The organism is Neisseria brasiliensis (genome assembly GCF_009671065.1).
Taxonomy (GTDB): Bacteria; Pseudomonadota; Gammaproteobacteria; order Burkholderiales; family Neisseriaceae; genus Neisseria; species Neisseria brasiliensis.
Genome location: NZ_CP046027.1, coordinates 1,524,031 through 1,546,443 on the forward strand (window position 1 = coordinate 1,524,031; position 22,413 = coordinate 1,546,443).

Here is a 22,413-nt window from a genome sequence, read left to right on the forward strand (position 1 = left end):
GGCTTACCGATTTGTACAGTTTAAGTTTGGCGGCCATAGCGAGTTGGTCCCACGCCTTCCCATCCCGAACAGGACCGTGAAACGACTCAGCGCCGATGATAGTGTGGTTCTTCCATGTGAAAGTAGGTCACTGCCAAACACCCATTCCGAAGCCTCTGATGAATGTCAGAGGCTTCTTTACGTTTGATACAACTGTAACTAAGTAAAAGCGTGGTCATGATGAAACAGTCATGAAATAATCAGTAGATAATATTTGCATTATTAATATTGAGTAAATATAATCTACGATACTATCAACACATTCAGGAGAAAACGCATGAATCCGATGAAGAAAATCATCTTCTACGCACTGACCACTTTAGTTGCTTCTGTCTCTGCTGCCGCAGTGAATGTCAACACCGCCTCCGAAAGCGAACTGACGGCACTGCCGGGTGTAGGCCCTGCCAAAGCCAAAGCGATTGTAGAGTATCGCAAACAGCATGGTAGCTTTAAGACCTTGGACGAACTGAAAAACGTCAAAGGCATTGGTGAAGGAATCTTCTCGAAATTAAAGAATGAAGCCACTGTCGCTGCGCCGGCTAAGAAAGCTGCTCAGCCTGCTGTTAAGAAGTAGCAGCAGGCTGGCTTATGAGAAAGAAGGACGCCGTCTGAAATACTTATTGGGTTCAGACGGCTTTTTGTTTGTTTTTTAGCAGGTTAATTTTGAGATAAAATATAAAATAAGCTATATCTGATGAATTATCTTAATGAATCATTTAAAAACGACAAATCGATTAAATATAATAACAGTCGTTACCACTAAGGTGTCTTGAAAATATTATTAGAATAAAATTCTAAATAATTATAAAAATTAGAAAATTATATAACTATACAGGCTTGAAAATTAGTCTTTTGATATAAAATTGCAATATATAAATTTTAATGCTTGTTTAATTCATGTAAAGAAGGTAACCTATACATACTTAATGAATAATAGAACAGAAAGTTTAATCTAATGAATCAACCACGCCAAACAGATGATGTCAGAATTAAAGCAGTAGCCGAATTATTGCCACCGATTGCCCATTTATATGAATTGCCGATTAGCGAAAAAGCTGCTGAATTGGTTCATCAAACCCGTCAAGAAATTGCTGATTTAGTACATGGTAAAGACAACCGTTTATTGGTTATTATCGGCCCTTGTTCTATTCATGATACCAAAGCAGCCTTGGAATACGCTGAGCGCTTGTTGCCGTTACGCAAAAAATATGAAAAAGAATTATTGATTGTGATGCGTGTATATTTTGAAAAACCGCGTACCACAGTCGGCTGGAAAGGCTTGATTAACGACCCTTATTTAGACGGTACTTTTGATATCAACTATGGCCTGCGTCAGGCACGCAGCTTACTGCTGACTTTAAATAATATGGGTATGCCGGCGTCAACCGAATTTCTAGACATGATTACGCCGCAATACTATGCCGACTTGATTTCATGGGGCGCAATTGGTGCGCGTACCACAGAAAGCCAAGTTCACCGCGAATTATCGAGCGGCTTGTCTTGCCCAGTTGGCTTTAAAAATGGTACAGATGGTAACTTGAAAATTGCCATTGATGCCATTGGTGCAGCGAGTCATCCGCATCACTTCTTGTCCGTAACCAAAACCGGTCATTCCGCCATTGTGCATACTGCGGGTAATCCCGATTGCCATGTGATTTTGCGCGGTGGTAAAGAGCCAAATTACAGCAATGAGCATGTGAAAGCGGCAGCAGAGCAGTTAACCCAAGCCGGTCAAACGCCAAAAGTGATGATTGATTTCAGCCATGCAAACAGCCGTAAAGACTATAAACGCCAAATGGAAGTGGCACAAGATGTTGCTCAGCAATTACGCGATGGTGAAAACAACATCATGGGCGTGATGGTGGAAAGCCACTTGATGGAGGGGCGTCAGGATAAGCCGGAAAACTACGGTCAAAGTATCACCGATGCTTGTATCGGTTGGGACAGCACCGAAGAATTATTGGCATTATTGGCAGAAGCCAATCGCTCTCGGGTATAATTGACTATCTGAATCCATACGGAATATTTCAGACGGCCTTGCAATATGCACAGGCCGTCTGAAATATTTGTACATTATGAAAAAGAAACTCACGCCCCAATTACAAAAAGTCCAAAAGCAGCTCGATATCATTTCTACCGCGTTTAAGAAAAACATGGCTGCCGGCAATTATGCCCAAGCAGCGGCGGAGGCCATGCGTGCGCATAAGCTGATTCCGGCTTCCGTTACCCCCTTGAGCGATGCCGCTACAGCCGCCGTTAAGGGAGGCTTGTTTCAAGATGCGATCGTGTATGCGAAAAAGGCCATACAGCGCAATGCCGAACACATCAATTCCTACGATGCCTTGTCGCATGCGTATGGTGGCTTGGAAGATTGGGACAATGCCGCTATTTATGGCTTAAAAGCATTGCAATTGCGCGATCAAAAAGTCGCTGCGCAAACTGCACCTGAGCTGCCTTCGGTAACACCGAAAGCAGACGGTAAAAAAATCATCTCATTTTCATTGTTCGGCAACAGTTCGGCCTATATTGAACCAGCAGTTCTGAATACTGAATTGGCTGCGGAAATCTATCCGAGTTGGGTGTGTCGCTTTTATGTTGATCAAAGAGTACCTGAATCTGCACGTCAACGCATGGCGCAAAATGGTGCGGAGATTATTGAAGTCAACGGAGAACAAGCCCAATGGCCGGGCACTTTATGGCGTTTTCTGGCGATTGATGATCCGGAAGTGGCTTATGTGATTTTCCGTGATGCTGATTCGGTGATTTCGCAGCGCGAAGCGCAAGCCGTTGCAGAATGGATGGAAAGCGGGAAACTGTTTCACACCATTCGCGATGCAGGGACACATACAGAATTAATTTTGGCCGGATTATGGGGTGCAGTAGGGCAGGCTGTGCCCGATATGGCCGGAAAAATTCAAAACTATTTGCAGCAGCCGTTGGAATCCCGCCACTTTGCCGACCAATTTTTCCTGCGCGACCATATTTGGGCGTATGTGCGCCAAAGCGTGCATGGACATGACCGCATTTTTGGTTTTCATGGCGCACAAACATTCAGCGATACGCAAATGAAGGACTTTAAAAACAACCACATCGGTTGCGATGAGGGTAGCTCGCATTTTGAAGCTCCATATCCCTTGCCTGATGGCAGCGCAGTGATTTGGAAACTATACAGTAAAGTTTCGCCTAAGCTACAAGCCGATGGCAGCATTCGAACCCTGCCACAAGAGCGGTTGGTGTGCAGCTATGAAACCACGGTGCAAAACGGCAAAATCAGCGGCTATGTGCCGCGCCGATACAGCAGAGGTTTCGCGCAAGGCTTGTCGCGCATGGTGGTGGTGCTGGTAGAAACAAAAGCATAGGCTGAAGCCTTTGCAAAATTTTCATCATAATATGCCTGAGCTTTCTGCGGTTGGCTAACTTTGAACGGTACTCAAACCTCAAGTTTTTCAAAGGTTTCAGGTTTATATTTAAGACGATATCCAAAGGCCGTCTGAAAAATACCCACAATTCAGACGGCCTAACAAATATTTTCAGTAAAACTTTGCCACGATGGTTTCAAACTGATAAACTATTCAAATCGTTATTTTGATAGAGGCATACACATTCCATGAAAGACGCAGAGCAGGATAGTTCGATATTACGTCCTTCGTGTATGTCCCGTATTTGAAGCAGCCGGATGAATCTGATTCATCGGGCTGCTTTTTCACATTTAAAGGAATAGAAAAATCATGGATTTCAGTTGGTTAGCCGACCCACATACTTGGATAGGCTTTGCAACGCTTTTGGTGCTCGAAGTGGTTTTGGGCATTGATAACCTTGTGTTTGTCGCGATTTTGGCCAATAAGGTCAAACCTTCGCTGCGCGATAAAGCACGGATTACCGGCTTAGGCTTGGCTGTGGTGATGCGCGTCATCATGCTGGCTTTTATGGCGCACATCATGACCTTGACCGCACCGCTGTTTCACATTGGCGACTGGCCGGTGTCAGGGAAAGATATAATTATGCTCGCCGGTGGTCTGTTCTTGCTTTATAAGGCGACTACCGAATTGCACGAGCGCTTGGAAGGTCACAACCATTTTGCCATTGCCGAAACGCAGAAGAAACACGCTGCATTTGGTGCAGTCGTGGTGCAAATTTTGGTGTTGGACGCAGTATTTTCCATCGACTCGGTGATTACCGCCGTGGCCATGGTGGATCACATTGTGGTGGCGATGGCGGCTGTAGTCGTGGCGATGACCGTGATGATTATTGCCAGCAAACCGTTGACCGAATTTGTGGAAAAACACCCGACAGTGGTGATGCTCTGCTTGGGCTTCCTGCTGATGATTGGTTTCAGCCTGATTGCTGAAGCCTTCCATTTCCACATTCCTAAAGGCTATCTGTATGCCGCCATCGGCTTCTCGATTCTGATTGAGGTGTTTAACCAAGTTTCGCAGAAAAACAGCCGTAAAAACGATTACATCAGCAGCTCATGGCGTAAACGCACGGCTGAAAACGTGTTGGGCATGATGGGTATCCGTGAAACGATTTTAGCGAAAAATGGTGATGAGGCAGAGGACAGCAGCCATTTTGAAGAAAACGAAAAATCCATGATTCGCAGCGTGTTGACGTTGGCCGAACGTCCGATTCAAGGTGTGATGATTCCGCGCCGTGAAATTGAGCGCTTGGATATTTCGCAAAGCAAAGAAGAGCAGCGTGAACAACTGCAAAATACGCCATACAGCCGTTTGCTGGTGGTCGGTAAAGCAGGTGTGGACGAGCCGTTGGGCTACATCAACAAAAAAGATTTGCTGACCCAATTATTGCAAGGCGGCGAATTGAATATTCAGACGGCCTTACGCCAGCCGCTGATTTTGCCGGAAACGACTACTGCGCTGAGTGCGATTGAATTGTTCCGCCAAAGCAGTGCGGATTATGCTTTGGTGGTCGATGAGTTTGGTGCGGTATTGGGTATGGTGACGATGAAAGACATGCTCGAAACCATCGCCGGTGAATTCCCTGAAGAATTCGAGCGTGAAGAAGAGCCGATGATGCAGGCCAATGCCGACGACGAAAGCCTGACGGTGGACGGCGCTTTGGAATACGTCGATTTGGCGCCACAATTAGGCTTGCCGCCACAAGATGAAGATGCGGACTACCATACCGTCGCCGGCTTGATTATGGAAGAGCTGGAGAGCCTGCCGAACGTTGGTGATTTTGCCGATTTCCACGGCTGGCGTTTTGAAGTGATTGAAAAAGAAGGCCAGCGCATCGACCGCGTGAAAATCACTCGATTGCCGGAAGAAGAGTAATCGGTTATACAAAAGGCCGTCTGAAACTTTGCTGTTTCAGACGGCCTGTTTATTTTAAGAAAGTTAAATTAAAACAATATCATACTGTTCTTGCGTGTAAGCAGTTTCTACGGCCAGCGAAATCGGTTTGCCGATAAAATCAATCAGCATGGCCAACGATTGAGATTCTTCATCAAGAAACAAATCAATCACATTCGGCGCGGCGAGAATGCGGAATTCCTTGGCATCAAAGCGGCGGGCTTCACGCACAATCTCGCGTTGAATCTCGTAGCACACGGTTTGTGGTGTTTTCAGACGGCCTCTACCTTGGCAGGAAGGGCAGGGCTCACACAAGATTTGGTTTAGGTTTTCGCGTGAGCGTTTGCGAGTGAGTTCGACCAAACCTAGGCTGGTAAAGCCGTTGAGCGTGACACGGGTGCGGTCGAAACTCAAGGCTTTGGCCAGTTCCTGCAACACGGCTTCGCGGTGTTCTTCTTTGGCCATATCGATGAAATCGATGATGATGATGCCGCCCAAATTGCGCAGACGCAGCTCGCGGGCGATGGTGTGACAGGCCTCGAGATTGGTGCGGAAGATGGTTTCATCAAAATTGCGTGCGCCGACAAAGCCGCCAGTGTTCACATCGATGGTGGTCATCGCTTCAGTCGATTCGATAATCAAATAGCTGCCAAAATTCAGATTCACGCGCGGTTGCAGCGAGCGGCTGATTTCCTGCTCGATGTTGTGGGTTTCAAACAGCGGGCGGTCGCCTTTGAACAATTCCAATTTGTCCACCGCACCTTGCACATACAATTGCGCAAACTCAGTCATACGACGGAAATTTTCAGTAGAATCGACCAGAATTTTTTGCGTATCCACACTAAACATATCACGCAATACGCGCAAGTTGAGCGACAAATCTTGGTAAAGCAGGGTTTCAGGCGGCTGGGTTTTCGATTGGTGCTGAATGTGTTCCCACACTTTGGTCAGGTAATGAATATCGGCCTGCAATTGCTCGTCGGTGGCGTTTTCCGCATTGGTGCGGATGATGTAGCCGTGGCACGCGCTTTCGGGCAGTAAATTCAGCAAACGCTCGCGCAGAATGGTGCGCTCGGCATCGTCTTCAATGCGTTGCGAAATGCCGATATGCTCTTCCTGAGGTAAATGCACCAAAAAACGGCCGGCCAGCGAAATCTGCGTAGAAAGGCGCGCGCCTTTGGTGTTGATTGGGTCTTTGATGACCTGCACCAAAATGGTTTGCCCTTCAAACAGCATATGCTCAATGCGCTGTGTTTCGTCGGGATTGCGGCGTTGCTCCAAAACATCGACGATGTGCAGGAAAGCCGCACGCTCTAAGCCGATGTCGATAAACGCGCTTTGCATGCCGGGTAAAACGCGGCGCACCACGCCTAAATAAATGTTGCCGACCAAGCTGTGGCCGGTGTTGCGCTCGATGTGCAACTCGCAAATGTTGTTTTCTTCCAAAACCGCCACACGCGTTTCCTGCGGGGTGATGTTGACCAAGACGGTTTCGGGCGGACGAATGGTGTCCTTAGGAATCGGAATACCTGCTAACATATTGAATTTCCAAGAATATAAAAAATACTTTTGCAATCTGCCCGCTGGGGGCAAACAGATTGCAAAAGTAGCTTTGTCTTGCCTTGGTAATGATACTTCAAAAGCCGTTTGCCTGCCATGACTATGATGGTCTTATAAGCACCCGATAGGCCGTCTGAAAACGTAGCAGCAAACATCGCCAACCTTTAGCACGACCGCTTATCTGAATTCATCATCCATTCACACGCCCACTTGTAAAATGCGCCTTATGCCCATATAGTGTTTAAAAGCATTCAAGAAAGCGCATTATGCAACCCGTAACCATGTACACTGGCGCGTTTTGCCCATATTGCACCATGGCAAAAAAGCTTTTGGCCGCCGTGGGCGTGACCGAAATCAAAGAAATCCGTGTGGATAAAAATCCGGCCGATTTTGCCGAAATGCAACAATTGAGCGGTCAGCGCAGCATTCCGCAAATTTTTATCGGCGACACCCATGTCGGCGGTTTTAACGATTTATCAGGCTGCGCCGTAAAACTTCGCCGTTCACGGCGGAGATATAAGGCGCGGACTGCGTAGCAGTCCTAAAACCGTTGATATTCAGTTAATCAGGCGTTTTCTGCTGTTCAATATACTGCCGAATAATCGTAATCGGCGCACCACCACAGCTACCTGCAAAATAAGACGGCGACCACAACGCACCGCCCCATAATTTTTGTTTGATGCTTGGATAATTTTTCTGTCTAATCATGCGGCTAGATACACCTTTCAAGCTGTTCACCAGTTTTGAAATAGACACTTTGGGCGGATAGTTCACAAGTAAATGAACATGGTCATCTTCGCCGTCAAATTCCACCAGTTGCGCTTCAAAATCGGTGCAGACGCTCTCAAAAATACCGCGCATATCGTCCAAAATTTCTTTTGTGAACACTTTTCGGCGATATTTTGCGACAAATACCAAATGTACATGAAGATTAAAAACAACGTGCCGACCACGTCTTAAATCAGTTTCTTTTTCCATAGACCAAGTGTAAAATTGCTAAAAATTCCATTATCCATGAAATCATGTTAATACTCAAAACATTCAAATTTGAACTGATGCCAAACGGCGAGCAAATCCGCAAAATGAAACAATTTTGCGGTTGTTCGCGTTTCGTATTCAATCGTGCTTTGGCGTATCAAAACGAACAATATCAACAAGATAATTCGTTCAAATTTAGCTACACCAAAATCGCAAATTTGCTGCCTGAATGGAAACGAGAATTAGACTGGCTAAAAGACTGCCACAGCCAAGTTTTGCAGCAAAGTTTGAAAGACTTGGAAAGCGCATTCAAAAACTTCTTTGCCAAACGCGCAGATTTCCCCAAATTCAAACGCAAAGGCGAAAAAGACAGTTTCCGCTTTCCGCAAGGCTGTAAATTGGAGCAGCAAAATAATCGTATCTATTTGCCCAAAATCGGTTGGGTGCGCTATCGCAACAGCCGACACGTTTCAGGCAGCCTGAAAAACGTAACCGTATCGCAAAAATGCGGTAAATGGTTTGTATCTATGCAAACCGAAACCGAGCAGGAAATCGCGCAGCCAAACGGTGGCGAAACTGGGATTGATATGGGTGTTGCCAAATTTGCAACATTGTCCAATGGTCAGTTTTTTGAGCCAATCAACGCATTCAAAACGTTGAAAGGCAAACTAGCAAAACTGCAAAAACAGTTCAAACACAAAACCAAATTCAGCAAAAACTGGCAGAAACTGAAAGCAAAAATCAGCCGTTTGCACCACAAAATCAGCAATATCCGTAAAAACTACCTGCACCAAATCAGCAGCGCAATCAGCCAAAACCACGCGATTGTGTATGTGGAAGATTTGCAGGTGGCGAATATGTCCAAATCCGCTAAAGGCAACGCCGTGCAGCATGGAAAAAACGTTGCTGCCAAATCAAGCTTAAACCGTGCGATTTTAGACCAGTCTTGGTTTGAGTTTCGCCGTCAGTTGGACTATAAGCTGTTGTGGCGCGGTGGGCATTTGGTGGCTGTTCCGCCACAAAATACCAGTCGTTGTTGCCCAGCTTGCGGACATACTGCCAAAGATAACCGTCAAACACAGGCAAACTTTGAATGTGTGCAATGTGGCTATCAAAACAATGCGGATATTGTGGGTGCAATCAATGTGTTAAAGCGCGGTCAAGAGATTTTGGCAGCGCAAAAGTAAAATGAAGTTTCAGGGCAGGACGTGCCCGTAGCGTCTGTGAAGTGAACCGTGCAGTAAGGCGGTCAGCAGCAGAAACCCACCGAAGCGATTTGTGAATGGCTCAATGCCGTTCACAAATCGCCGTAGGAATTCCCTCCCTTCAGGGAGGGAAGGACGTCAAATCGCTTGCAACAGCAAGGCGAATTAATTGAATTACTCAACCCATAACCCTAAACAGATAGGAAAACAAAATGGCAGAAGAATTGCAACCTGTATTCAGCATTGAGCGTTTGTATGTAAAAGATTTGTCTTTGGAAGTGCCTAACGCACCACAAATCTTCTTGGAGCAAGGCGATCCTGAAGTCGATATGCGCGTGTCAACCGCCAGCCAAAAGCTGGAAGAGGGCATTTACGCTGTTGACGTAACCGTGACCGTTACCGCTAAGCTGAACGCAGAGCGCACCATGTTCCTGAACGAAGTGACCCAAAGCGGCATTTTCCGTTTGGAAAATATTCCGGAAGAAGACACCCAATTGCTGTTGGGCGTGGCTTGTCCGAACATCTTGTTCCCATACGCGCGCGAAGCCATTTCTTCAACCGTGACCCGTGCCGGCTTCCCACCGGTATTGTTGGCACCAATCAACTTCGAAGCGATGTACCAACAACAGCAAGAAGGCAATGCTTAATTTGCAGTCTTGATGTTTCATCAAAAGGCCGTCTGAATTTCAGACGGCCTTTTTTCCGTTAAAATACGGCAAACACGATTGCTTTGAATATAACCGCCATGATGACACCCGAAACCCAAAAACAGCTCAAAGTCACCGACACCACCGCCAAAAAGCTCGACAAGCTGAATTTAAACAGCGCGTGGGATTTGGCGCTGCACCTGCCTTTGCGCTATGAAGACGAAACCCACATCATGCCGATTGCCGATGCGCCGGTGGGCGTGCCGTGTCAGGTGGAAGGGGAAGTGGTGCATCAGGAAGTGACCTTCAAGCCGCGCAAGCAATTGGTGGTGCAGATTGCCGATGGTTCTGGCAGCGTGTTGCATTTGCGTTTTATTCATTTTTACGCCAGCCACCAAAAGCAAATGGCGGTGGGCAAACGCATTCGCGCGGTGGGCGAAATCAAGCGCGGGTTTTACGGCGATGAGATGATTCACCCGAAAATCCGCGATGCCGAGAGTACCGGTTTGGCCGAAAGCCTTACACCGATTTACCCGACGGTGAGCGGCTTAAACCAGCCGACCCTGCGCCGCATTGTTCAGACGGCCTTAGACAGCATTCCTTTGCACGACACCTTGCCCGACGATTTATTAGGCCGTCTGAAACTGCCACACTTGGCCGAAAGCCTGCGCCTGCTGCACTCGCCGCCGCCGAGCTTCACCATACACCAGCTTTCAGATGGCACCTTGCCCGCATGGCAGCGGCTGAAATTTGACGAACTGTTGGCGCAGCAACTGTCCATGCGCTTGGCGCGGCAAAAACGCGTCAGCGGCGCAGCGGCACCGTTAAACGGCGACGGCAGCTTGGTGCAAAAGCTGCTTGACTCGTTGCCATTTTCCCTGACTCAAGCGCAGCAGCGCGTGGTGGGCGAAATCAAGCAAGATTTGACCGAAACCTTTCCCATGCACCGCCTGCTGCAAGGCGATGTCGGCAGCGGTAAAACCATTGTCGCCGCCTTGTCCGCACTCACCGCCATCGAAGCCGGTGCGCAAGTCGCGGTAATGGCGCCGACCGAAATTTTGGCCGAACAACACTTTATCAAGTTCAAACAATGGTTTGAGTCACTCGGTTTGACCGTGGCTTGGCTTTCCGGCAGCCAGCGCAAAAAAGAAAAAGACAGCAACAAAACCGCTATTTCAGACGGCCTTGCCCAAATCGCCGTTGGCACGCATGCGCTGTTTCAAGACGATGTTGCCTTCCACAATCTCGGCTTGGTGATTGTCGACGAGCAACACCGCTTCGGCGTGGCGCAACGTTTGGCCCTAAAAAACAAAGGCAACGACGTGCATCAGCTGATGATGTCGGCCACGCCGATTCCGCGCACATTGGCCATGAGCTTTTTCGCCGATTTGGACGTGTCCGTCATCGACGAATTGCCGCCCAACCGCACGCCGATTAAAACACGGCTGGTGAATAGCGTGCGCCGTGCCGAAGTCGAAGGGCTGGTGTTGGGCACTTGCCAAAAAGGGCAGCAGGCGTATTGGGTGTGTCCGCTGATTGAAGAGAGCGAAACGCTGCAACTGCAAACCGCCGTTGATACTCTTGCCGAGCTTCAGACGGCCTTACCCGAACTCAACATCGGCTTGGTGCACGGCCGCATGAAACCCGCCGAAAAAGCCGAAGTGATGGCCGAATTTATCGCAGGCCGTCTGAATGTGTTGGTGGCGACGACCGTGATTGAAGTTGGTGTCGATGTACCCAATGCCAGCCTGATGGTGATTGAACACGCCGAACGCATGGGCTTGGCGCAATTGCACCAGCTGCGCGGCCGTGTGGGGCGTGGCGCCGCCGCCAGCGCCTGCGTGCTGCTGTTTACCGAGCCATTAAGCGAACTGGCCAAAGCGCGCCTGAAAGTGATTTACGAACACACCGACGGCTTTGAAATCGCCCGCCAAGACTTGAATATCCGCGGCCCCGGCGAATTCTTAGGCGCACGTCAAAGCGGCGTACCGATGCTGCGGTTTGCCAATTTGGAAGAAGATTTGCACCTGCTCGAACAAGCCCGCGAAATTGCGCCGAAACTGATTGCCGAACGGCCGGATATTGTGCAGGCGCACTTGGATCGGTGGTTGAGCAGCCGGGAAGGGTACTTGGGGGTGTGATTTAAGGCCGTCTGAAACGCAATATTTTTCAGACGGCCTGCGTTTACGGTACAATCCAATCACATTATTTATGCCGTCTGAAAAAGGAGAAAAAATCATGAAACCGGAAAATACATTATGCATCGTGGTCGATATTCAGGAGCGTTTGCTGCCTGCGTTGCACGATGCGGAGTCGATGGTTGAGCGCAGCCGTGTGGTGATTCAGGGTTTGCAGGCTTTGGACGTGCCGTTGGTAGCGACGGAGCAGTATCCGAAGGGCTTGGGTAAAACCGTGCCGGCGGTGCAGCTTTTGTTGGGCGATGGGGCAGCGGTGTTTGAGAAAACGCGTTTTTCGGCGGTGATTGCCGAAGTGGAAGCTGTGTTGAATGAGAAGAAAATTGAAAACGTGATTTTGCTTGGTGCCGAAGCGCATGTGTGCATGCTGCAAACGGTGTTGGATTTGCGCGCTAAGGGCTTGGCGGTGTATGTGCCGTTTGATTGCACCACTTCGCGTAATCCGGCCAATAAAGACAATGCGTTGCAGCAAATGCGCGATGCAGGTGCGGTGGTGAGCAACAGCGAAAGCGTGTTGTTCCAATTATTGGGCGACGCGAAGCATCCGGCGTTTAAAACTGTATCGAAACTGATTCAGTAAAGGCCGTCTGAAATGCAATATGTGGTTGCCGAAGCGGTGCAGGACGATTTGCCTGCCATTGTCGCTATTTACAACAGCACGATTGAGTCGCGCCAATCGACGGCAGACTTACAGTCGGTGACGGTAGCCGAGCGGCAGGCGTGGTTTGATGCGCATGGCGGCAAACGGCCGTTGCTGGTGTTAAGGGATGTGCGCAACGAGATTGTGGCGTGGGGCAGCTTCAGCGATTATTATCCGCGCCAAGCCTACCACATCAGCGCGGAAATCAGCGTGTATGTGCGGCAGGATGTACGCGGTGTCGGCGTGGGTAAAGTGTTGCTGCGCTATATGCTGGAGCGTGCGCCGTCGTTGGGCATCCGCAATGTGTTGGCGGTGATTTTCGGTCACAATCACGCCAGTATTCGCTTGTTCCGTTCGTTTGGTTTTGAAGAATGGGGGCGTTTGCCGCAGGTGTGCGATTTGGAAACGCAGTTGGCAGATATTGTGATTTTGGGTAAGAAGATTTTGGATTGATTTTATTGAAGAAAAAAAGCCGTCTGAATTTCAGACGGCCTCTTTATCTTATTTATCTTAACGGCGCAAAATCGCTGAATTGACATATTTCTGCACGCCTGTGGCAATCGCTTGGGCGCAGCGGATGCGGAAAGACGCATCGGCCAACAGCTTTTCTTCAATCGGGTTGGACAGGAATGCCGTTTCGACCAAAATCGATGGAATATCAGGCGCACGTAATACGGCAAAGTTGGCTTCATCCACACGGCCTTTGTGAAGCTGATTGAGCTTACCTAATTCCGTCAACACCGATTGGCCGAGCTTACGGCTGTCGCGCATGGTGGCGGTTTGCGCCATATCGAGCAAGGCATTATCTACGAAGGGGTTGCCGCTGGCACGGACACCACCGATGGCATCGGCGTTATTCTGGGTTTGTGCCAGAAATTTGGCTGCTGCGCTGCTGGCTCCGCGCGGGTTGAGAATATACACACCGGTGCCACGGGCGGTGGGACTGGTAAATGAGTCAGCATGTATCGAGATAAATAAATCGGCCTTTTTTGCTCGGGCTTTGGCTACGCGAACATTGAGCGGAATAAAAACATCTTCGTTACGTGTCATGTAAACTGTATAGCCTAAGGCTTCCAGTCGTTTTTTGACTTCGCGCGAGATAGACAAGACGACGTTCTTTTCTTGCAGTCCCCCTTTACTGATGGCTCCGGGATCCTCGCCACCGTGACCGGGGTCAAGCATGATGATAGGGCGGCGTGTTTTGCTGTTGCTTGGCGGGGATGGGGTATTCACTCTGCGCGGGCGTAATGGATCTGAAGAAGCATTGCCGTTGAGCAAAGCCATCATTGGATCATTGACATCTACGCCGTGTGGATAAAGATCGATTACCAAGCGGTGTTTGAAACCGCCCACCGGCGCCAGTGCAAACACTTGCGGATGCACGCTTTGTTTTAAATCAATCACGATGCGCACGGTGGTCGGCGTGTTTTGGCCGACTCGGATGCTGCGGATAAAAGGATCGTCGGCCAACACTTTTTTGGAAATGCCTTGTAAAACGGTATTGATGTTGACATTTTGAATATCCACGACCAGTCGGTTGGGGTTGTCGAGCAAAAAATGCTGAAACCGCAATACCGCAGATGCTTCAATCGTCACACGTGTGTAGGAGAGTGCCGGCCAGATACGGGCGGCCACAAATTGAACGGGCTTGGCGGTTTTGGCCAACGCGGCAGAAACCGGCGTCAGTGTAAAAAACAAACCCGCCGCTTGGCGGACTATTTGTCGTCGTGTCAGTTTAACCATGCTTCCAAACTTTTTCGGCCGTGAGTGGTGTGGGCGGTGAACACTACTGTTCTGCCGTGTTCTGCGTGATTTAATGAAAGGGTGATGTCTGCGGCGGGCGTAAATTCGCCGCCTTGCTGCGGCCATTCGATCAGGCAAACGCTTTGGCCGTCGAATAAATCGTCTAAGCCGGCATCTTCCCATTCTTCAGGTGTGCTGAAGCGGTAGAGATCGAAATGGTGCAGTGTAAAATCGGCGAGCGGGTAGGATTCGACAATGGCATAAGTCGGGCTTTTTACCGCACCCTGATGCCCTAAACCGCGCAGCAAACCGCGTGTAAACGTGGTTTTGCCGGCGCCCAAGTCACCTTGCAGATAAACCACCAACGGTGCACTCAGCGATTTCGCCCAGTTTGCGCCCAACGCCAAAGTCGCTTCTTCGTCGGCGAGAAAACGGCTCACGCCCGCACCATCAGTCATAAAATTCAGCCTTGTTATTGTGATATAAAGTATAAATTATGCTGGAAACTCGCCGATTTGCAAACCTTACAAATGATAAATTTAGATAAAGTTGGCGTAAAAGCCAAGTAGAGAAGCAGGGTTGATTAAAAAATACAGGTGGGCTGCTTTCAGACGGCCTGGGTTTACGGATAAAACATCAGCCGAAACGGCTATTAAAATGCCGTCTGAAAGCGTGTACAATAACCGCCATATTGACTTTTAAACCCAACCAATCATGAGTATCAGCAAACAACGCCCCATCGGCGTATTTGATTCCGGCGTCGGCGGCCTGACCAATGTTCGCGCATTGATGGAGCGGCTGCCGATGGAAAACATCGTCTATTTCGGTGATACCGCCCGCGTGCCCTACGGCACCAAATCACGCGCCACTATCGAAACCTTTTCTCTGCAAATCGTTGATTTTTTATTGGAACACGATGTCAAAGCCTTGGTCATCGCCTGCAATACCATTGCGGCGACCGCCGGCACGAAAATCCGCCAAAAAGCCGGTAACATGCCCGTATTGGACGTGATTTCCGCCGGTGCCGAAGCCGCGCTGGCGACTACGCGCAACAATAAAATCGGCATCATCGCCACCAACACCACCGTCAACAGCAATGCCTATGCCCGCGCCATTCACGCGCAAAATGCCGATACCTTGGTGCGCACCCAGGCTTCGCCTTTGCTGGTGCCGCTGGTGGAAGAAGGGTGGCTTGAGCATGAAGTCACCCGCCTGACCGTACGCGAGTACCTGAAGCCACTCTTGGCCGACGACATCGACACGCTGGTGTTGGGTTGTACCCACTTCCCACTGCTCAAACCGCTTATCGGCCGCGAAGCGCAAAACGTCACCTTGGTCGATTCCGCCATCACCACCGCCGAAGCCACCGCCAAAGCCTTGGCGCAAGCAGGTTTGCTAAATACAGAAAACGACAACCCGGATTACCGCTTCTACGTCAGCGACATCCCATTGCGCTTCCGCACCATCGGTGAACGCTTCCTGGGTAGGAGTATGGAGCAGATTGAAATGGTAACGTTGGGTTGATGGGTGATATTAAAGGCCGTCTGGAATTTCAGACGGCCTTTGCTTTATAGCCAACTTAAGCCAAGAAATCCAAGCCTATGTCCAACGAGCGGCTGCTGTGGGTCAGATAGCCGAGGGCGATGCCGTCCACGCCGGTTTGTGCCACGCGTTTCAGGCGGTTGAAGCCGATGCCGCCCGATGCTTCGCAATAGACGGTGTGAGGGTGGGCGGTTTGTGTGTGGCAGCGGTTTACCGCTTCTTTTAAGGTTTCGTCGTCCATATTGTCCAGCAAAATCCGTTCCGCGCCCGCCGCGATGGCTTCGTCCAGTTGTGCCAGCGTGTCCACTTCGATTTCCACGCAGGTCAACGGTCCGACTGCCTGCTTTGCCTGCTGCACAGCTTGGGCGATGCTGCCGCAATAGGCGAGGTGGTTGTCTTTGATAAGGATGGCGTCGTCCAAGCCCATGCGGTGGTTTACGCCGCCGCCTGCTCTGACGGCATATTTTTGCAGGACACGAAGCAGTGGGATTGTTTTGCGGCTGCACACGATGTCTGTACCGTATTCGGCGACTTCGGCAACGGCATGCGCGGTGGCGGTGGCGATGCCGCTTAAGTGCGTGAGGTAGTTGAGCGCGGTGCGTTCAGCGGTGAGCAGCGCGCGGGCGTTGCCTTCGACGGCGGCAAGCGTCTGACCTGCGCGAACGGCTTGCCCGTCTTGAATTTCAGCTTGGAAACGGACGGACGGATCCATCGTCTGAAAGGCAAGGTGCGCCAAATCTATGCCTGCTATTACGCCATCTTCGCGGCTGATCAGGAAAAGTTTGGCAGTTTTATTGGGCGCTATAACGGCTGCGGACGTGATATCTCCTCGCCTGCCCAGATCTTCGCTTAAGGCTTGTTCTACCATGGGGCGCAACAGGGTATCGGGAAGAGGAAGAAGATTGTTTTCAGACGACATGAAGGTTCCTTTGTTGAAAAATATTGATATTGCCCGATGGGGCAAAACTTCATTTGAGGCCGTCTGAAAATCAGTTAGCAGCTACCCAGCGGCAGTCCGATATCAGAAATCAGCTGATCGGGCAGAACGTCATCTCGGAATCGGTAAAGCTGTGCAGGACGGCCTTTGCTGCCTGATACGCCGGTATCCGACGGCTCGATGAGGTTTTGCTGCTGAATCTGGCGGCGGAAGTTTTGCTTGTGCAGCAATCTGCCGCTGATGGCTTCGACGCTGTTTTGCAGTTGCAGTAGTGTAAATTCGGGCAGCATCAGTTCAAAAATCACGGGACGGTATTTGATTTTGGCACGTAGGCGGGATAAAGCTGTCGCCAATACGCGGCGGTGGTCGTGGCGCATGGGCTGCCCCGTGAGCGCGAAGTCGAAGTTTACCTGCGGCTCGGCGGCTTCCGCTATCAGGCCGCTTTCATACAGCATTTCATAGCGTTGCAAAACGTATTCTTCCGACCAGTTTTCCGGTTCGACCCCCCAGCACAAATGAATGCGCTTGAGCCGCTTTTGGCGCACTTCCTCCGTATCCGCCGAGTTTGCCCAAATGCGCAGGCGGCTGACGATGGCGTCGCGCAGCCCGTCGTCGGTACGCAAATCTTCCCATGGAAAATAGCCGTAGCAGTCCTGCCATTTTGCGTCGGGGTGCAGGATGCTGTCGGCTGCCTCGCGCACCAGCCCCAAATAGCTGACGTACAAGACAGGTAGGCCTTGCTCGTTTTGACGGCGCGTATCTACAAACGTATAAAGCTGTTCCACATAGCCCATAGGCTGTGATGTCTGTTTGGCAACCCACATCCTGACTCCTGCTTGTAGAGAGTGGCGAAGCGGTGCAAGCAGGCCATTGGGTAATAGCTCTCCTTTGGCAACTGTCAAAACCCTCAAGCTGTCGTTTGTAATGGCGATCAGTACAGGAACAAGCTCGACGATACTTTGCGTATTGGCTGCTGTTTCAGGATAGGCATCCATGCGTGGCTTTCATTCAAGAGAAAACCTTATTGTAAACCAAAGCGGTTTTCAGACGACCTTGCTTATTATACTCAATTTGAGCATAATATAAAAATATTTCAAAATATAAACGGCAAATCTTTATGCCGTCTGAAAAACCAGCCATAAGGAAGTCTCATGCAAACCGCCGCCCGCCGCTCGTTCGATTATGATATGCCACTCATCCAAACGCCGACTTCTGCCTGCCAAATCCGTCAGGCGTGGGCAAAGGTTGCCGACACGCCCGACCGCGAAACGGCAGGTCGTCTGAAAGACGAAATCAAGGCCTTGCTGAAGGAGAAAAATGCGGTCTTGGTGGCGCATTATTACGTCGATCCGTTGATTCAGGATTTGGCTTTGGAAACGGGCGGATGTGTGGGAGATTCGCTGGAAATGGCACGCTTCGGCGCGGAACACGAAGCCGGTACATTGGTGGTGGCGGGTGTGCGATTCATGGGCGAGAGCGCGAAAATCCTCTGCCCTGAAAAAACGGTGCTGATGCCTGATTTGGAAGCGGAATGTTCTTTGGATTTGGGTTGTCCGGAAGAGGCGTTTTCAGCGTTTTGCGACCAACACCCCGACCGCACGGTAGTGGTGTACGCCAACACTTCCGCCGCCGTGAAAGCGCGTGCCGACTGGGTGGTAACGTCTTCGGTGGCGTTGGAAATCGTGTCGTATCTGAAATCGCGCGGCGAGAAGCTGATTTGGGGACCCGACCGCCACCTCGGCGACTACATCCGCCGCGAAACGGGCGCGGATATGCTGCTGTGGCAGGGTTCGTGTATCGTCCACAACGAATTCAAGGGGCAGGAACTGGCGGCGTTGAAGGCGGAACACCCCGACGCGGTGGTGCTGGTTCATCCTGAATCGCCGCAAAGCGTCATCGAGCTGGGCGACGTGGTCGGCTCGACCAGCAAATTGCTCAAGGCCGCCGTATCGCGTCCTGAAAAAAAATTCATCGTGGCGACCGATTTGGGCATCCTGCACGAAATGCAAAAGCAGGCGCCCGACAAAGAATTTATCGCCGCACCGACGGCGGGCAACGGCGGAAGCTGCAAAAGCTGCGCGTTCTGCCCGTGGATGGCGATGAATTCGCTGGGCGGCATCAAATACGCCCTGACAAGCGGACACAACGAAATTCTGTTGGACAGGAAGCTGGGCGAAGCCGCCAAACTGCCCTTGCAGCGTATGCTCGACTTCGCGGCAGGACTCAAGCGCGGGGATGTGTTCAACGGTATGGGCCCCGCCTGATTTTCCGTCCATATTGCCGTTTCAGACGACCCCTCAAACAAGGACAACACCATGCAAACCGATTGCGACGTATTGATTGCCGGAAACGGGCTGGCGGCACTGACGCTCGCCCTGTCGCTGCCTGAGTCGTTCCGCATCGTCATTTTGTGTAAAAACCGGCTGGACGACACCGCAAGCCGTCATGCGCAAGGAGGGATTGCGGCGGCGTGGTCGGGAGAGGACGACATCGAAAAACACGTCGCCGATACTTTGGAAGCGGGTGCAGGTTTGTGCAACGAAGCCGCCGTCCGCACCATCCTGTCGCAGGGCAAACCGGCAATCGAATGGCTGCTGGCGCAGGGCGTGGCGTTCGACCAAAATAATAACGACCTGCACCTGACGCGCGAAGGCGGGCACACCTGCCGCCGAATCGCCCACGTCGCCGACTACACGGGCGAAGCCGTCATGCAGAGCCTGATTGCCCAAATACGCCGCCACCCGAACATCCGCGTTTGCGAGCGGCAGATGGCGTTGGACATTCAAATCGAATCAGGCGCGGCGTGCGGGCTGACCGTCCTCGACTGTCGAACGCAAGAAACCTACCGCATCCGCGCCCGCCATACCGTACTTGCAGGCGGCGGCTTGGGACAGATTTACGCCGCCACCACCACGCCACCCGAATGCACGGGCGACGCCATCGCCATGGCGATACGCGCAGGCTGCGCAGTCGAAAACCTCGAATTTATCCAATTCCACCCCACAGGCCTGGCAAGGCCGTCTGAAAACGGCCGCACCTTCCTGATTTCCGAAGCCGTACGTGGCGAAGGCGGCATCCTGACCAACCAATCGGGCGAACGGTTTATGCCGCATTACGACCGCCGCGCCGAACTTGCGCCGCGCGACATCGTTGCCCGCGCTATCGCCGCCGAAATCGCCAAGCAAACGCAAGACTTCGTCTCACTCGATATCAGCCATCAACCCGCAGAGTTCGTCCGTCAGCATTTCCCGTCCATCCATCGGCACTGCCTGTCCCAATGCGGCTTGGACATCACGCACCAAGCCATCCCCGTCCGCCCAGTGCAACACTACACCTGCGGCGGCATCCAAACCGACCCCAGCGGCAGAACCTCCCTGCCACAGCTCTACGCCTTAGGCGAAACCGCCTGCACCGGCTTGCACGGAGCCAACCGCCTCGCCAGCAACTCCTTGCTCGAATGCGTCGTTACCGCCAGACTTGCCGCCCAAACCATCGCGGACGGACAAGCGTTCCAAACCGTACCGTCCAAAAGGTCGTCTGAAAACCCCACCGCCGAAACAGACATCTTTTTAGACGACCTTCAAAACACATTCAGCCGCCCCGTCCTGCAAACGTTCAACCAACGCCATCTGGGCATCCTACGCAACGATACCGACCTACGCCATGCTATCGCCCAACTGCGGCTTTGGAAGCAAAACCAAGCCGAACCGCACACCGCGTCCGAATACGAAAACCGCAACCTACTCGAATGCAGCCTCGCTGTCGCCCAAGCCGCATACGCTAGACGGCAAAATATTGGCGCGCATTTTAATAGGGATTGTTAAGGTTGGCTGGTTAGAAAAAAATCGTTCAAATAAATTTGAATAGCATGGTTGAGAAATTGGCATTCAGTTTTTAGGGTTGCGTAAGTTGGGTTATTATTTTGTTCTAAAAGTAGAAAGGCCGTCTGAAATATTTTTCAGACGGCCTTTCTACTTCCTGAGTATTTTATCTGCCTGACTGTGCCCACACGTTTTGCAGGTAGGCGTAGGTTAGCTCGGCGGTGTCGGACACTAGCGCGATGTCGCTGCCCAAGTCTTCGGCTTTGCCCACGCCGATGGGCAAGGCGCCGGCGGCTTTGATGGCGGCGACGCCGGCGACGGCGTCTTCAATGCCGATGCATTGGCGGATGTCTGCGTCCACGCCCTCGGCGGCGGCGAGGAAGATGTCGGGGGCAGGTTTGGAATGCGCGACGGCGGCAGGGTCGGCAATGGCGTCGAAGAAGTGGGTCAGCCCCATGCGTTCGAGCAGGAATGGGCCGTTTTTACTGGCGGACGCGAGGGCGATTTTTTTGCCGTTTGCCCTCAATGCTTCCAGTAGGGGCAAAATGCCGGGATACACGTCTTCGGGTTTGACTGCTTGAATCATCTCAACGTAGTTGTCGTTTTTGCGGCGGGTCAGTTCGGCGAACTCGGCTTCGCTGACGGTTTTGCCGCCGTGTGCGAGGATGCGTTTGAGCGAATCGTCGCGCGATACGCCTTTGAGCTGCTCGTTAAACTTGCGGTCGATGCTGATGCCCAGTTCTGTGGCGAGCTTTTTCCATGCGCGGTAGTGGTACTCGGCGGTGTCGGTGATGACGCCATCGAGATCAAAGAGCACTGCGGTAAAAGTCATTTTGCGCCCTCCTTATTTTTCCAATGCAACGGTGTGGCTGCCGTTGAGCGTGATGTCTTTGCCGTACACCTGCAAATCGAGCGGCTCGCCTTTGCTGGTGCCGCTGGTGGAAGAAGGGTGGCTTGAGCATGAAGTCACCCGTCTGACCGTGCGCGAATATTTGAAACCCCTGCTGGTGGACGACATCGATACGCTGGTGCTGGGATGCACCCACTTTCCGCTGCTCAAGCCGCTCATCAGTCAGGAAGCGCCAAACGTGACTCTGGTCGATTCGGCCATCACTACTGCCGAAGCCACCGCCAAAGCCTTAACCGAAGCCGGATTGCTCAATACCGACAATCCCGCACCGGATTACCGCTTTTATGTCAGCGACATTCCGCTGCGTTTCCGAACCATCGGCGAGCGTTTCTTGGGTCGAAGCATGGAGCAGATTGAAATGGTAACGTTAGGCTAAGAAGATGATAATGGTTTCAGGCCGTTTGGAAATAGTTTTTCAAACGGCCTTTACATACAGGTTGAGACAAAAAAGCGCATGCATTCGAGTGGTGAAATTGCTATCATAAATCCATCAGGCAAGGGCATGAATGTGAAGCCGTCTGAAAACTGTGAAGGAGAACGATATGAACAACGCAAGCCGATTGTTATGGTGGGTGCCGGTGTTGATGCTCGCCGCATCTGTAAATGCCGCTTCTTTGGATAAAGCACAAGTATTTGATCTGAACGATGTGACTTTGAGCCAAGTGGCAGATGATGTGATTGCGGCCAAACGCCCGGAAAAAACGCTCAACCAGCGCATTTCCGACAGAATCGAAAAATCCCGCCGTAATCGGGAAGCGCGCAAAATAATGCGCCAGCAACGTGAAAAACGTGAACAAGAGCGTAAAGCCGTGGATAAGGCGGAACAAAAAGAAGCTGCCTAATGGTTGTTACGCTGGATATACTCAAGGCCGTCTGAAAAAGGATTT

The 22,413-nt window shown here is 51.1% G+C and carries 21 protein-coding genes, 1 rRNA gene and 1 pseudogene; 16 read left to right on the plus strand and 7 right to left on the minus strand.

Going from position 1 to position 22,413, the window contains the following annotated elements; all coding sequences use genetic code 11:
• Positions 1 to 25: 25 nt before the first annotated feature.
• The 5 genes from rrf to GJV52_RS07800 all read left to right on the plus strand — a co-directional run bounded on the left by rrf (position 26) and on the right by GJV52_RS07800 (position 5,330).
• Positions 26 to 139: ribosomal RNA gene (gene rrf / locus GJV52_RS07780) — 5S ribosomal RNA — on the plus strand.
• 186 nt (positions 140 to 325) lie between these two features.
• Positions 326 to 613 carry a ComEA family DNA-binding protein gene (locus GJV52_RS07785; protein ID WP_095503827.1) on the plus strand — a complete coding sequence of 96 codons (288 nt, stop codon included), beginning with the start codon at positions 326 to 328 and terminating at the stop codon, positions 611 to 613.
• Positions 614 to 994: 381 nt separating this feature from the next.
• Positions 995 to 2,038 carry a 3-deoxy-7-phosphoheptulonate synthase AroG gene (aroG, locus tag GJV52_RS07790; protein ID WP_095502448.1) on the plus strand — a complete coding sequence of 348 codons (1,044 nt, stop codon included), beginning with the start codon at positions 995 to 997 and terminating at the stop codon, positions 2,036 to 2,038.
• Between the two features lie 76 nt (positions 2,039 to 2,114).
• Positions 2,115 to 3,398 carry a hypothetical protein gene (locus tag GJV52_RS07795; RefSeq protein WP_100564548.1) on the plus strand — a complete coding sequence of 428 codons (1,284 nt, stop codon included), beginning with the start codon at positions 2,115 to 2,117 and terminating at the stop codon, positions 3,396 to 3,398.
• Between the two features lie 369 nt (positions 3,399 to 3,767).
• The gene (locus tag GJV52_RS07800; RefSeq protein ID WP_100564546.1) at positions 3,768 to 5,330 is read left to right on the plus strand and encodes a TerC family protein; all 1,563 of its coding nucleotides are present in this window, start codon (positions 3,768 to 3,770) and stop codon (positions 5,328 to 5,330) included.
• A 63-nt stretch (positions 5,331 to 5,393) separates the two neighbouring features.
• Here the strand turns inward: GJV52_RS07800 and rng are convergent, their stop codons facing one another.
• Positions 5,394 to 6,887, minus strand: a complete 1,494-nt coding sequence (gene rng / locus GJV52_RS07805) for a ribonuclease G (protein WP_095503606.1) — start codon at positions 6,885 to 6,887, stop codon at positions 5,394 to 5,396.
• 287 nt (positions 6,888 to 7,174) lie between these two features.
• On the opposite strand from rng, the gene grxC reads away from it, so the two are divergent.
• On the plus strand, positions 7,175 to 7,444 hold the full coding sequence (gene grxC / locus GJV52_RS07810; protein ID WP_100564544.1) for a glutaredoxin 3: 270 nt from the start codon (positions 7,175 to 7,177) through the stop codon (positions 7,442 to 7,444).
• A 25-nt stretch (positions 7,445 to 7,469) separates the two neighbouring features.
• Here the strand turns inward: grxC and tnpA are convergent, their stop codons facing one another.
• The gene (gene tnpA, locus GJV52_RS07815) at positions 7,470 to 7,886 is read right to left on the minus strand and encodes an IS200/IS605 family transposase (protein ID WP_095503171.1); all 417 of its coding nucleotides are present in this window, start codon (positions 7,884 to 7,886) and stop codon (positions 7,470 to 7,472) included.
• Between the two features lie 44 nt (positions 7,887 to 7,930).
• On the opposite strand from tnpA, the gene GJV52_RS07820 reads away from it, so the two are divergent.
• The 5 genes from GJV52_RS07820 (at position 7,931) to GJV52_RS07840 (ending at position 13,026) form a co-directional block, all read left to right on the plus strand.
• A complete protein-coding gene (locus tag GJV52_RS07820; RefSeq protein ID WP_095503172.1) occupies positions 7,931 to 9,073 on the plus strand; it encodes an RNA-guided endonuclease InsQ/TnpB family protein in 1,143 nt (380 codons plus the stop codon).
• A gap of 230 nt (positions 9,074 to 9,303) precedes the next feature.
• Positions 9,304 to 9,738 carry a protein-export chaperone SecB gene (secB, locus tag GJV52_RS07825; protein WP_095503609.1) on the plus strand — a complete coding sequence of 145 codons (435 nt, stop codon included), beginning with the start codon at positions 9,304 to 9,306 and terminating at the stop codon, positions 9,736 to 9,738.
• 98 nt (positions 9,739 to 9,836) lie between these two features.
• Positions 9,837 to 11,879 (plus strand): ATP-dependent DNA helicase RecG, encoded by a 2,043-nt coding sequence (gene recG / locus GJV52_RS07830; RefSeq protein ID WP_100564292.1) that lies wholly within the window; start codon positions 9,837 to 9,839, stop codon positions 11,877 to 11,879.
• A gap of 97 nt (positions 11,880 to 11,976) precedes the next feature.
• Positions 11,977 to 12,513: an isochorismatase family protein gene (locus GJV52_RS07835; RefSeq protein ID WP_095503619.1), complete on the plus strand. Its 537-nt coding sequence runs from the start codon at positions 11,977 to 11,979 to the stop codon at positions 12,511 to 12,513.
• A gap of 12 nt (positions 12,514 to 12,525) precedes the next feature.
• Complete coding sequence (locus tag GJV52_RS07840; protein ID WP_095503611.1) at positions 12,526 to 13,026, plus strand: GNAT family N-acetyltransferase; 501 nt, start codon at positions 12,526 to 12,528, stop codon at positions 13,024 to 13,026.
• Between the two features lie 57 nt (positions 13,027 to 13,083).
• Here the strand turns inward: GJV52_RS07840 and GJV52_RS07845 are convergent, their stop codons facing one another.
• Entirely contained in the window at positions 13,084 to 14,316 is a 1,233-nt protein-coding gene (locus GJV52_RS07845; RefSeq protein ID WP_100564290.1) for an N-acetylmuramoyl-L-alanine amidase, read from the minus strand.
• Entirely contained in the window at positions 14,304 to 14,774 is a 471-nt protein-coding gene (gene tsaE, locus GJV52_RS07850) for a tRNA (adenosine(37)-N6)-threonylcarbamoyltransferase complex ATPase subunit type 1 TsaE (protein WP_095503613.1), read from the minus strand. Before tsaE ends, GJV52_RS07845 begins: the two co-directional genes overlap by 13 nt.
• Positions 14,775 to 15,030: 256 nt before the next feature.
• Between tsaE and murI the strand changes: the two genes are divergently transcribed.
• Positions 15,031 to 15,840 carry a glutamate racemase gene (murI, locus tag GJV52_RS07855; RefSeq protein ID WP_154143257.1) on the plus strand — a complete coding sequence of 270 codons (810 nt, stop codon included), beginning with the start codon at positions 15,031 to 15,033 and terminating at the stop codon, positions 15,838 to 15,840.
• Positions 15,841 to 15,895: 55 nt separating this feature from the next.
• On the opposite strand, the gene nadC is transcribed toward murI, so the two are convergent.
• Both nadC and GJV52_RS07865 read right to left on the minus strand, forming a co-directional pair.
• Positions 15,896 to 16,777: a carboxylating nicotinate-nucleotide diphosphorylase gene (nadC, locus tag GJV52_RS07860; RefSeq protein ID WP_095503615.1), complete on the minus strand. Its 882-nt coding sequence runs from the start codon at positions 16,775 to 16,777 to the stop codon at positions 15,896 to 15,898.
• Positions 16,778 to 16,851: 74 nt separating this feature from the next.
• Positions 16,852 to 17,790 (minus strand): NUDIX hydrolase, encoded by a 939-nt coding sequence (locus tag GJV52_RS07865; protein ID WP_095503616.1) that lies wholly within the window; start codon positions 17,788 to 17,790, stop codon positions 16,852 to 16,854.
• Between the two features lie 156 nt (positions 17,791 to 17,946).
• On the opposite strand from GJV52_RS07865, the gene nadA reads away from it, so the two are divergent.
• Positions 17,947 to 19,059 (plus strand): quinolinate synthase NadA, encoded by a 1,113-nt coding sequence (nadA, locus tag GJV52_RS07870; protein ID WP_070655630.1) that lies wholly within the window; start codon positions 17,947 to 17,949, stop codon positions 19,057 to 19,059.
• Between the two features lie 51 nt (positions 19,060 to 19,110).
• Complete coding sequence (nadB, locus tag GJV52_RS07875; RefSeq protein WP_095503618.1) at positions 19,111 to 20,619, plus strand: L-aspartate oxidase; 1,509 nt, start codon at positions 19,111 to 19,113, stop codon at positions 20,617 to 20,619.
• A gap of 163 nt (positions 20,620 to 20,782) precedes the next feature.
• On the opposite strand, the gene pgmB is transcribed toward nadB, so the two are convergent.
• Positions 20,783 to 21,448 (minus strand): beta-phosphoglucomutase, encoded by a 666-nt coding sequence (gene pgmB / locus GJV52_RS07880; protein ID WP_095503566.1) that lies wholly within the window; start codon positions 21,446 to 21,448, stop codon positions 20,783 to 20,785.
• Between the two features lie 85 nt (positions 21,449 to 21,533).
• Here pgmB and GJV52_RS07885 point away from each other — a divergent pair.
• Both GJV52_RS07885 and GJV52_RS07890 read left to right on the plus strand, forming a co-directional pair.
• Positions 21,534 to 21,902 (plus strand): annotated as a pseudogene (locus tag GJV52_RS07885) (glutamate racemase); the annotation flags it as partial.
• Between the two features lie 166 nt (positions 21,903 to 22,068).
• Positions 22,069 to 22,368, plus strand: coding sequence for a hypothetical protein (locus GJV52_RS07890; protein WP_095503567.1), 300 nt, complete (start codon positions 22,069 to 22,071; stop codon positions 22,366 to 22,368).
• Positions 22,369 to 22,413 lie beyond the last annotated feature (45 nt).